We start from the raw sequence: 7,348 nt of genomic DNA, 5'->3' as shown, positions 1-7,348 counted from the left end.
TTCCACGCCAAAATAGTCACGGAATCCCTTGGGTGTTTCCGCTATGGGGCGGCGGGGCTTCTTTTCCTTGGCCATATCGGCAATCCTCGGGTCCTTGCTTGCGGCTGCGTCTAGCCCAAGGAGGCATGGCCCGCAAGCAGCGCGGCAGGATCGACAGCACCACGGGGAGCGGAATGAGCAACGTCAGCATCGAAGAGGAACTCGCCTTCCTGCGGGCGGCGGTCGACGAGTTGTCGGATATGGTCGCCCGACAGGATACCGAGATCGCCACGCTGACCCGGCGGGTCGAGATGCTGATGCGCCGCGCCGCCGAGCAGGAGGCCGATGGCGGTGGCGGCGTGGTTCTCGGCGACGAGCGGCCGCCGCATTACTGACGGCGGCCACCGGCGCGGATCGGGCGTTTCACCCGGCAGCGAGGTCTCCCGCCAGCCCCCGTTCGATAAGTGCCACGGTTTCGGGAACGCCATAAAGCGCGATGAAGCCACCGAAGCGCGGCCCCTGGCTGGCGCCCAGCAGCACCTCGTAGATTGCCTTGAACCAGTCGCGCAGGGGCTCGAACCCGTGCTCCTTGCCGACCGCGAAGACGACGCTTTGCAGCGCCTCGGCGTCGAGCGGGCCGTCCCACGCGCGCAGGCGTTCGGCCAGATCCGCCAGCGCCGCGCGCTCGCGTTCGTCGGGCAGGCGGTAGACCTTGGATGGTTTGACGAAATCGTTGTAGTAGCGCACCGCAAAGCCCGCCGCCTGATCGAGTTGCGGGTTCGTCTGCGGACTGGCGTCGGGCGCATAGCGGCGGACGAATCCCCAGAGCGCCTCCTTGTCCTCCGCACCCGCGACGGAGGCAAGGTTCAGCAGCATTGCGAAGCTTACCACCATATCCGAGGCCGGCACATCCTGGCCATGAATATGATGGACGGGGTTGTTCAGCCGTGCTGCCGCGTCCTGATCGGCATAGGCACGAAGCTGCTGGTGGTATTCGTCCACCGCTTTGGGAATGACGTCGAAGTAGAGCCGCTTGGCCGTTTTCGGCTTCTGATACATGAAATGGGCCAGCGATTCGGTCGCCGCATAGGTCAGCCATTCGTCGATGGAAATGCCGTTGCCCGAGGATTTCGAGATCTTCTGGCCGTTCTCGTCGAGGAACAGTTCATAGGTAAAGTGCTCGGGCGCCCGCCCGCCAAGAATCTCGCAAATCCGGTCGTAGATCGGCGTGTTGGTCGAATGGTCCTTGCCGTACATCTCGAAATCGACGTCGTGCGCCGCCCAGCGGGCGCCGAAATCGGGCTTCCACTGCAGCTTCACCTGCCCGCCGGTCACCGGCAGCGTCCATTCGCGGCCCTCGTCGTCGTCGAAGGTGACGGTGCCGGCCGCGGCATCGACATGTTTCATCGGCACATAGAGCACGCGGCCGGTTTCGGGATGGATCGGCAGGAAGATCGAATAGGTCTGCCGGCGTTCCTCGCGCAGGCTTTTCAGCATCACCGCCATCAGCGCATCGTAGCGTTCGGCGGCGCGCAGCAGCACCGCGTCGAACTGGCCCGACTTGTAGAAGGCGGTCGCCGAATAGAATTCGTACTCGAACCCGAAGGTATCGAGAAAGCGCTGGAGCATGGCGTTGTTGTGATCGCCGAAGCTCGGGTATTCGCCGAACGGGTCCGGAACCGAGGTCAGCGGCATCTGGAGGTACTGTTTCAGCATCTCCTGATTGGGGACGTTGCCGGGCACCTTGCGCATGCCGTCCATATCATCGGAAAAGCAGATCAGCCGGGTCGGGATGTCCGAAATCGCCTCGAACGCCCGGCGGATCATCGTAGTGCGCAACACCTCGCCGAAGGTGCCGATATGCGGCAGGCCGGAGGGGCCATAGCCGGTCTCGAACAGCACGTATCCCTTTTCGGGCGGTGCCTTTTCATGGCGTTTCAGCACCCGGCGCGCCTCTTCGAAGGGCCAGGCCTTGGAGGACATCGCAGCTTCCCGCAGTTCGGACATCGAAACGGTCTTTCCCAATCTTCGCGCGGCCCGTTGCCGCGCTGTTTCGCCGGGGTCCTTCCCCGATGGCGCCGACACCTATTGCGGGGCGGGACCTGCGTCAATAAACACAGCCGCGCAAAGATAAGCGAGGAGAACGGACCCATGCCGCAGTACGACAGCCCGCTGAACGCCCAGGATGCGCTTGTCGCACTGATGATCGGGACTTCGGTTTCGGACGAGAACATCCGCACGTCGGAACTGATGACCATCGAGAGGATCGTCAACCATCTGCCGGTCTTTGCCGATTACGACGCCGAGCATATCCGCACCATGTCGACGCTGGTCTTCGACCTGTTCGAGGAGGAGGAGGGCGTCGACGCGCTGTTGGGAATCGTGCAGGAATCGCTGCCCGAGCGGCTCTACGAGACCGCCTATGCACTGTGCTGCGATGTCGCCGCCTCGGACGGCTGGCTGTCCGATCAGGAACTGCGGATGCTCGAGGAGATCCGCCACCAGCTTGCCATTCCCCGGCTCAACGCCGCAGCCATCGAGCGCGGTGCGCGCGCCCGCCACATGAAGGTCTGACGGCAGCCCAGCCCTGAGCTTACCCTGCCGGAGGATCGTCGCCGGCTTGCGGTGTCGGGCTCCGCTCGTCCGCGGCCGGCGGCGTGGGAGCGGGCTCAAGATCGCCGTCCTCGTCCTCGCCGCTGGCCAGCGCGGCGGTTTCCGGCGTCGAGGCCCGGGCCGGCATGGTCACCTGGAAGTGGCCCTTCTCGTCGTCGGCCACCGCCGCGCGCCGGCCGATGCGCCAGACCGTGAAGGCGATGATCAGCACATGTGCCGAGATCGTGGTCAGGAAAAGCCCGCGCGGACCGAGGCTGTTCATCGCCGCACCGGCGATCAGCGGGCCGATGATCGAGCCGACGCCGAACACCATCAGCAGCCCGCCCGAGACCTGAATCGAGGTTCCCGGCGGGGCGTGGTCGTTGGCATGCGCAACGATGATCGGATACATCGCGAATATCGCCGCGCCGAATACCCCTGCCAGCGCAAGGTTGAGCGGCATGCCGTGCGGCTGAAGAACGATAAAGGCCAGATCCGCCGACAGCGCCAGAACGGCCGTGGCGACCAGCACCCAGCGGCGGTCCAGCCGGTCACTGGCAAGACCGATCGGAACCTGCGCCAGGGCGCCGGCAAGGACCGGAAGGCTGGCGAAAAGCGCCACCGAACCCAGCGCCAGCCCGACCCGGTCGGCATAGACCGCGGCAAGCGTGCCGAACGACGCGTTCGAGATGCCGACCAGGAATACCGCCACCACGGCAACGGGTGAGTTTCGCCATAATGCGCCGACATCGAGGTGCACGGTGGTCAGCGGCGCCGGCGATTGCGAGGTGGAAATCGCGGTCGGAACCAGGGCCAGCGCATAGAAGATCGCGCCAAGGGCGAAAAAGAAAAAGCCCGTGGTATCGCCGAGCGGTATCACCAGTTGTCCGGCCGTCACCGCGCCGAGATTGATCATCGAGTAGAAGCCGAAGATCGTGCCGCGGGTGCGTGGTTGCGCCCGGTCGTTGAGCCAGGATTCGACGATCATCGCCGCACCGGCAAAGCAGAAGCCCGAAACCGCGCGCACCGGGATCCACGCCTGCGGCGAAACCAGGATTGCCTGCAGCAGGATCGCCACCGCCGCAAAGGCGCAGACGACGCTGAAGGCGCGAATATGTCCGACAAGCCCCACCATGCGCGGCGTGTAGAAACACCCCAGCACATAGCCGACCGCCCAGCCCGTTCCGAGCAGACCGAGCGAGGTTGCGGAAAACCCCTCGTCGGAGCCGCGCACCGGCAGGATCAGGCTGTGGATACCCCCGGCGTATTGAAGCAGGGCGGAGCCGAGCAGAAGCGCGCTGATAGGCAGCAGATATCGGGCCATTGCGGGTTTCCTGGTGGATGGTGTCCGGTGAAAAACGTCAGGGCCTCGGCAAGCCGGGGCGATGCCGGACAGTTGCGACGCTGATACGACAGGACAGCGCCCCGTGAAAGACGTCACGCGGCAAGGGTTGTGCTCCAGCGGTCGATCAGCCGGATCTGCAACATGCGCGCACGGCCCAGCCAGCCGCTCAGCCCGTCGGGACGCTCGCGCTGCTCCAGCGGGATCGCATCGCGGCGGGCGGTATCGGCAACGAAGGTCGCAAAGGCAAGCCTGCGCCCCCCCGGCAGCGTGATGTAGCCGGCAAGCGCGCTGACGAAGTTGAGCGTGCCGGTCTTGGCCAGGATCGTCACCGGGTGGTTTTCGATCGGACGGCCCTTGTCGTCCTTCATCGTGACCGGTTTCAGCAGCGGCTCCAGATCGAGCCCGGGGCCGATCCGGACCAGTGCCTCTACCATGTCGCGGGCGCAGATCCGGCTGGCTCCGCCGAGCCCCGAATGATCGACAAGCGCCGGTTTGGGGCTGCCGATGCGCCCGGCCAGCCATTGTGACATGCTGCCGGCCGAGGATGGCAGCGAGTCGACCTGCCCGGCTCGCCGGGCGGTTGCGGCAAGCCCCACCGCCTCGGCGGTGATATTGGTCGAGTGTTTGAGCATGCCGCGCAGGATGGTGCGCAGATCCCCGCTTTCCACCGCCGCCAGTTCCTCGCCCGCCGGGGCAGCCTCTGCCGGCTGCGCGCCGGCCAGCGGAATGCCCTCGGCGCGGGCGAGAATCTGAAAGACCTCGGCCGTATAGGCGGCGGGTTTGCGCACCGGTAACCAGCGGCTTCCGTCGTCGCCGAGCGCGCCGCTCGCCACCGTCCACAGGTCGGCCTCACCGCTGTCCTCGTAAGTATAGATCGGGTAGCGGCGCGTCACCACCGCCATGCGTGCAACCGTGACATCGGGCCGGTAGGCGGCGGAGCGCGCGTCCATCGCCGTGCTCCACCCCTTGCCGGCGCGGCGCCATTCGAAATGCACCCGGTTGAAATTGAGGTTCAGCCCGGAAACGCCGGGATTGTATCCCACCTGATCGGGCTGTTCGCTGTCGATCCGGTCGATTCGCGGCAGGGCGCCGTCCCATGTGAGGAAGCGGCCCTCGACCTGCCGCACGCCGGCGTCCCTGAGATTCGCCGCCAGCGTCGCCAGCCGGTCGGTATCGAGTGTCGGATCGCCGGATCCCGAAAGCACCAGATCGCCCTTCAGCACACCCTCCACCACCGGGCCGGTGCCGGTCAGCGTGGTGCGAAAGCGGAAGTCCGGCCCGAGCGCATCGAGCGCATAGAGCGCGGTCAGCGCCTTGCAGGTGCTGGCCGGGGGCTGGGGCAAAAGCGGGTTCAGCACTTCCAGCACTTCGCCCGTCGCAGCATCGGCAACCGCAAAGCCGACCCTGGTTCCCTCGCCGAGCTTCGCCCGCTCGACCAGCGACTGCGCCGAGGCGTAATGCGGCAGGCGCGGCGCGCCGGGCCGTGGCGGCGGCCGGAGCGACGCGGCAAGCGGCTCGCCGAGCGCGACACCGGCCGCCCCCGAGAGCAACCCTGCCAGCAGCAGCCGGCGGGAAATGGAAGAACGATCCCCAGACATGGCGCGGAGTGAAGCAAAGCTGCCCGCCCTCGGCAAGGGTTTCCGGACCGTGGTCACCGAAATGTCACGCGCGGGAAGGTGAACATCCGCCGCCAGCGGGGTCTCGCGCCCCTACCATTCGCCCCGGGCGCGAATGCGGCTGGACGAGATGTCCAGCATCGGCACGTTCACGAAGCACCAGGCCGGCGGGTTGGCCTGTGCCAGCAGGTGCGAGGCGCGGGCCGGGATACGCCACCGCTCGTAGCGGGCCGCCGCGATCGAGGTGCGCGCCGGCAGCCGGTCGCCGGGCCGCGCCAGAACGCCGACCGGCACCTGCTCCATGATCCGGTCCCAGCGATCCCAGAGATGGAACCGGGCGAGGTTGTCGGCCCCCATCAGCCAGACGAACCGGGTACCGGGATAGAGCCTCTTCAGCGCACCCAGCGTGGCGGCGGTATGGCGGCTGCCGATGCGTGCCTCGATATCGGTCACCACAACCCGCGGGTGCCGCATGATCGCGCGCGCGGCGGCCATGCGGCGCGGCAGCGGTGCCGGACCTGTCTGTTTCAGCGGATTTCCCGGGCTGACCAGCCACCATACACGGTCGAGATCGAACAGCTTCATCGCCTCGCGGGTGATGTGCACATGTCCCGCATGCGGCGGATCGAACGACCCCCCGAGCAGGCCGATCGCCTGTCCCGGCACCGCGTGGGGCATTTCTGATCGCAGCATCGCCGGGCCTTTCCATCGCGCGTCCTGACCGGAAGTCATGAGTCCACGGCGGACAAGTGTCAATTGCGGCGGTCCGGTCGCCCCGGTTTCCCGTGCCGGCCCGTCGGCGATTGAAACGCGCCCCGCCACTCGCTAGATCAGGCCCGATCAGAGATTCGGCGCGGAGTTCCCTCATGGCATCCTACCAGTACGTCTATCACATGGATGGTGTCTCCAAGACCTATCCGGGTGGCAAGAAGTGCTTCGAGAACATCCGCCTTTCCTTCCTTCCCGGCGTCAAGATCGGGGTTGTCGGGGTTAACGGCTCGGGCAAGTCAACGCTGCTGCGCATCATGGCCGGGCTCGACGCGGATTACACGGGCGAGGCCTGGGCGGCCGAAGGCGCGCGGGTCGGCTATCTGCCGCAGGAGCCCGAACTCGATCCGCAGCTCGACGTGCGCGGCAACGTGATGGAGGGGGTCGCGGCCAAGAAGGCCAAGCTCGACCGGTTCAACGAACTGGCGATGAACTATTCGGACGAGACCGCCGACGAGATGGCGCGCCTGCAGGACGAGATCGACGCCGAAAACCTCTGGGATCTGGACAGCCAGATCGATGTCGCCATGGAGGCGCTGCGCTGTCCGCCGGACAACGCCCGGATCGACACGCTTTCGGGCGGCGAAAAGCGCCGTGTCGCGCTGTGCAAGCTGCTGCTGGAGGCGCCGGACATGCTGCTTCTGGACGAGCCGACCAACCACCTCGATGCGGAAACCATCGCCTGGCTCCAGCAGCACCTGATCGACTACAAGGGCACCTGCCTGATCGTTACGCACGACCGGTATTTCCTCGACGATATCACCGGCTGGATTCTGGAACTCGACCGCGGCCGCGGCATTCCTTACGAGGGAAATTACTCCGCCTGGCTGGAACAGAAGGCCAAGCGGCTGGCGCAGGAGGCGCGCGAGGACAAGGCCAAGCAGAAGACGCTGGAGCGCGAGCTGTCCTGGATCCGGCAGGGCGCCACGGCGCGGCAGGCCAAGTCCAAGGCGCGGATCGCGGCCTATGAGGAGATGGCCTCGCAGAGCGAGCGCGAGAAGGTCGGCAAGGCGCAGATCATCATCCCGCACGGGCCCCGCCTTGGCGG

General features: G+C 66.3%; 7 protein-coding genes. 3 read left to right on the top strand and 4 right to left on the bottom strand.

Going from position 1 to position 7,348, the window contains the following annotated elements; genetic code table 11:
- Nucleotides 1–173: 173 nt before the first annotated feature.
- The gene (locus tag ACK5IR_RS14760) at nt 174–374 is read left to right on the top strand and encodes a SlyX family protein (RefSeq protein ID WP_416929933.1); all 201 of its coding nucleotides are present in this window, start codon (nt 174–176) and stop codon (nt 372–374) included.
- Nucleotides 375–402: 28 nt separating this feature from the next.
- Here ACK5IR_RS14760 and ACK5IR_RS14755 read toward each other — a convergent pair whose 3' ends face one another.
- Nucleotides 403–1,986 (bottom strand): lysine--tRNA ligase, encoded by a 1,584-nt coding sequence (locus ACK5IR_RS14755; protein ID WP_416929932.1) that lies wholly within the window; start codon nt 1,984–1,986, stop codon nt 403–405.
- Nucleotides 1,987–2,130: 144 nt separating this feature from the next.
- Here ACK5IR_RS14755 and ACK5IR_RS14750 point away from each other — a divergent pair, with 144 nt between their 5' ends.
- Entirely contained in the window at nt 2,131–2,553 is a 423-nt protein-coding gene (locus tag ACK5IR_RS14750) for a tellurite resistance TerB family protein (RefSeq protein ID WP_416929931.1), read from the top strand.
- A 19-nt stretch (nt 2,554–2,572) separates the two neighbouring features.
- Here the strand turns inward: ACK5IR_RS14750 and ACK5IR_RS14745 are convergent, their stop codons facing one another.
- From ACK5IR_RS14745 to ACK5IR_RS14735, 3 genes are all read right to left on the bottom strand, one after another.
- Nucleotides 2,573–3,895, bottom strand: a complete 1,323-nt coding sequence (locus tag ACK5IR_RS14745) for an MFS transporter (protein WP_416929930.1) — start codon at nt 3,893–3,895, stop codon at nt 2,573–2,575.
- 113 nt (nt 3,896–4,008) lie between these two features.
- Entirely contained in the window at nt 4,009–5,514 is a 1,506-nt protein-coding gene (gene dacB, locus ACK5IR_RS14740) for a D-alanyl-D-alanine carboxypeptidase/D-alanyl-D-alanine-endopeptidase (RefSeq protein WP_416929929.1), read from the bottom strand.
- Nucleotides 5,515–5,625: 111 nt separating this feature from the next.
- Complete coding sequence (locus ACK5IR_RS14735) at nt 5,626–6,225, bottom strand: nicotinate-nucleotide adenylyltransferase (protein ID WP_416929928.1); 600 nt, start codon at nt 6,223–6,225, stop codon at nt 5,626–5,628.
- A gap of 173 nt (nt 6,226–6,398) precedes the next feature.
- Here ACK5IR_RS14735 and ACK5IR_RS14730 point away from each other — a divergent pair.
- Nucleotides 6,399–7,348, top strand: a 950-nt coding sequence (locus tag ACK5IR_RS14730; RefSeq protein WP_416929927.1) for an ATP-binding cassette domain-containing protein, incomplete at its 3' end; no start/stop codon positions are given.

It is taken from the genome of Tropicimonas sp. (assembly GCF_047971885.1).
Taxonomy (GTDB): domain Bacteria; phylum Pseudomonadota; class Alphaproteobacteria; order Rhodobacterales; family Rhodobacteraceae; genus Tropicimonas.
The sequence above is the reverse complement of the archived record's forward strand: the minus strand, read 5'-3'. Positions and strand labels throughout refer to the sequence as shown.

Excerpts from the sequence above, each read along its gene's own strand:
- ACK5IR_RS14735 (WP_416929928.1), bottom strand. The coding sequence starts at position 6,225 with ATGCTGCGATCAGAAATGCCCCACGCGGTGCCGGGACAGGCGATCGGC.
- ACK5IR_RS14755 (WP_416929932.1), bottom strand. The coding sequence starts at position 1,986 with ATGTCCGAACTGCGGGAAGCTGCGATGTCCTCCAAGGCCTGGCCCTTC.
- ACK5IR_RS14745 (WP_416929930.1), bottom strand. The coding sequence starts at position 3,895 with ATGGCCCGATATCTGCTGCCTATCAGCGCGCTTCTGCTCGGCTCCGCC.
- dacB (WP_416929929.1), bottom strand. The coding sequence starts at position 5,514 with ATGTCTGGGGATCGTTCTTCCATTTCCCGCCGGCTGCTGCTGGCAGGG.
- ACK5IR_RS14750 (WP_416929931.1), top strand. The coding sequence starts at position 2,131 with ATGCCGCAGTACGACAGCCCGCTGAACGCCCAGGATGCGCTTGTCGCA.
- ACK5IR_RS14760 (WP_416929933.1), top strand. The coding sequence starts at position 174 with ATGAGCAACGTCAGCATCGAAGAGGAACTCGCCTTCCTGCGGGCGGCG.